This window comes from Caballeronia sp. (genome assembly GCF_049581465.1).
Lineage (GTDB): Bacteria > Pseudomonadota > Gammaproteobacteria > Burkholderiales > Burkholderiaceae > Caballeronia.
Map to the genome: position 1 here is coordinate 1 of NZ_JBAUSA010001203.1, position 3353 is coordinate 3353.

At 60.1% G+C, this 3353-nt stretch carries 2 protein-coding genes; one reads left to right on the forward strand and one right to left on the reverse strand.

Annotated elements, in window-relative coordinates; all coding sequences use genetic code 11:
• Positions 1-195 precede the first annotated feature (195 nt).
• Positions 196-1965 carry a glyoxylate carboligase gene (gene gcl / locus WCA53_RS29365; protein WP_423919460.1) on the reverse strand — a complete coding sequence of 590 codons (1770 nt, stop codon included), beginning with the start codon at positions 1963-1965 and terminating at the stop codon, positions 196-198.
• Between the two features lie 144 nt (positions 1966-2109).
• Here gcl and WCA53_RS29370 point away from each other — a divergent pair, with 144 nt between their 5' ends.
• Positions 2110-3063 carry a LysR substrate-binding domain-containing protein gene (locus WCA53_RS29370; RefSeq protein WP_423919463.1) on the forward strand — a complete coding sequence of 318 codons (954 nt, stop codon included), beginning with the start codon at positions 2110-2112 and terminating at the stop codon, positions 3061-3063.
• Positions 3064-3353 lie beyond the last annotated feature (290 nt).

Consider the following 3353-nt stretch of genomic DNA (forward strand, 5'->3'; position numbering starts at 1 on the left):
TTCTTTGCTTCGTTTCTTTTCGCGTTTGAAAAGAAATGAAGTCCCGCCCCGGATAGGGGCTAACAGAAATAGGCAAGAAAATCCGAATTAAGCAGAACGACCACGCTAGCAGAAGGACTCAATCCTATCCCCACACTCGCCGCGAACAGCACCCCCTCCACCCTCACCGCACACTCACCCGCAGCCCCAACCCCCTCAACGTGAGACAGCGGTCGGAGCGTCCTCTATCCCTTCGGCGAGGGGCTCAAACTCATTAATGGCGTCAATCTCCGCCCCCATTGCGATATTCGTCACGCGCTCCAAGATCACCTCCACAATAATCGGCACGTTGAATTCAGCGAGCATCGACTCCGCCTTCCTCAGCGCCGGTGCGATCTGCTCCGGATCGAACACGCGCAAAGCCTTGCAGCCCAGTCCCTCCGCCACCGCAACGTGATCCACGCCGTACCCATCCAACTCAGGCGCGTTGATGTTATCGAAGGCAAGCTGCACGCAGTAATCCATCTCGAAACCGCGCTGCGCCTGACGGATCAGGCCAAGGTACGAGTTGTTGACAACCACATGGATGTACGGCAGGCGGAATTGCGCGCCAACCGCAAGTTCTTCAATCATGAACTGGAAGTCGTAGTCGCCCGACAACGCCACGATCGTGCGCTGAGGATCTGCTGCCCGCACGCCCAGCGCAGCCGGAATGGTCCAGCCGAGCGGCCCGGCCTGACCACAATTGATCCAGTTGCGCGCCTTGTACACATGCAGGAACTGCGCGCCAGCAATCTGCGACAAACCGATCGTCGAGACATAGCAAGTGTCCCGCCCGAACACGCGGTTCATCTCCTCATACACCCGTTGCGGCTTGATCGGGGTGTTATCGAAATGCGTCTTGCGATGCATCGTGCGCTTGCGTTCCTGGCATTCATGAACCCAGACGCTACGCGTCTTCAATTTGCCAGCCGCACGCCATTCCTTAGCCACTTCCACGAACAGTTCGAGCGCCGCTTTTGCATCGGAGACAATCCCCAGATCCGGTCCGAACACGCGGCCAATCTGCGTCGGCTCAATATCGACGTGCACGAATGTCCGGCCCTTCGTATAAACCTCGACGCTGCCCGTATGCCGATTCGCCCATCGGTTGCCAATGCCCAGCACGAAGTCCGATGCAAGCACCGTTGCGTTGCCGTATCGATGCGATGTCTGCAAGCCCGCCATGCCAACCATCAGCGGATGGTCGTCGGGAATGGCGCCCCAGCTCATCAGCGTCGGAATCACCGGCACATTCAGGATTTCCGCGAACTCGACCAGCAAATCTTCCGCAGCCGCGTTCAGCACGCCTCCACCGGACACAATCAACGGCCGCTCGGATGCATTGAGCATCGCCAGCGCCTTTTCGATCTGCTTGCGCGTCGCCTTGGGCTTATAGACGGGTAACGGCTCGTACGTATCAATGTCGAACTCGATCTCGGCGAGTTGCACGTCGATCGGCAAATCGACCAGCACCGGCCCCGGCCGGCCGGAGCGCATCAAGTGGAACGCCTGCTGGAACACGCGCGGCACGAGCGCCGGTTCGCGCACGGTCACGGCCCACTTCGTGACCGGCTTCGCGATCGATTCGATATCGACGGCCTGGAAATCTTCCTTGTACAAACGCGCACGCGGCGCCTGACCCGTGATCGCGAGAATCGGGATGGAGTCGGCCTGCGCGGAATAGAGCCCGGTGATCATATCGGTGCCCGCCGGTCCCGACGTGCCAATGCACACGCCGATATTGCCCGGCGCCGCCCGCGTATAGCCTTCAGCCATGTGCGAAGCGCCTTCCACGTGCCGAGCAAGCACATGGCCGATGCTTCCGGCACGCTGAAGCGCGGAGTAGAACGGATTGATGGCCGCGCCCGGAACACCGAATGCCATCTCGATGCCTTCCTTTTCCAGCACGAGGACGGCTGCATCGACAGCTCGCATTTTTGTCATGAACGTCTCCTTTCCAATATGTTTCCAGGCCCGGTCCGAATACCGAACATCGCTGAGAAGGACTTTAAGCCGACCACGAAGTGGCGATAAGATCAGCAGAAGTCGCTTTATCCGATACAAAAAGTACGCAATGGAGGCCGTGCAATGGATCGCTTCGGGCAAATCGAGACGTTTGTGAAAGTCGCTGAGGCCGGGAGTCTTGCCGCGGCGGCCTTGGAGGAAGGGGTGTCGCCGGTGATATTGGGGCGGCGTATCGATGCGCTTGAAAAGCGTCTCGGCGTGAAGCTGATGTATCGGTCCACGCGCCGCCTGGTGGTGAGCGAGGAGGGCGCGGCATTCCTGGAGCGTTGCCGGGGGCTGCTTGCCGACTGGCATCAGGCGGAAAACGAACTCGCCGACGGAACGCGTCTGGTCGACGGGCATCTGATCGTCTCGGCGCCGGCGGCGTTCGGCCGGATGCACGTGGCGCCTCACGCACCCGTATTCCTCGCCGACAAACCCGCGCTGCAGATGTCGTTCAACCTGACCGACCGCGTGGTCGACCTGGTGCGGGAGGGCTACGACCTTTCGATACGGATCGGCGGGGCGGTCGATCAGAATTTCGTCGCGGTGAAGCTGGCGCAAAACCGGCGCGTGGTGTGTGGCACGCCGGCCTATTTCGCCAGGCACGGCAGGCCGCAGACACTGGAAGACCTGCCACGCCACAACTGTCTTGCGTTCAACCTGCAGGGCGGCCAGAACCGGGGCTGGTACTTCAGTCGCAACGGCAAGCTGGCGACGGTGCGCGTGGCCGGCAACCTGGATTGCAATGACGGCGAATTGCTGCACCGATGGGTATCGGAGGGTTTGGGGCTGGGCTGGCGTTCGACGTGGGAAATCCAGCGGCAACTCGCAACGGGCGAACTCGAAACCGTGCTGGACGAGTTCGCGCTGCCGGATTACGACATCCTGGCGGTTTATCCACAGCAGCGCTACGTGCCTGCGCGCGTGCGTTACTTTATTGATTATTTGAAGGAGATTTATTCCCGGCGGGATTATTGGACGGGAGTCGGCGAGGAGCCGGCTGGCGGCTTTGGGGGTTGGGGCGCTGGGGGGTAGGGTTCTGGTAGCGGCGAGTGTGGGTGAGGGTAGGAGGGGTGCTGCGAGCGGCGAGTGTGGGGATAACGTTGAGTCCTTCTGCTAGCCGCAGCGGCTGGCATAGATAGTATTTTCTTGCTTATTACTGTTAGCCCCTATCCGGGGCGGGACTTCATTTCTTTGCAAACGCGCAAAGAAACGAAGCAAAGAAACGCGTTCAAACCGCGAATACCTCAGTGTCGGCGTTGCTCACATTGGGTTTTTGGCCCGAACGTAGCACGGCCCCAAACATTTAACCCGCAGTTGAACAC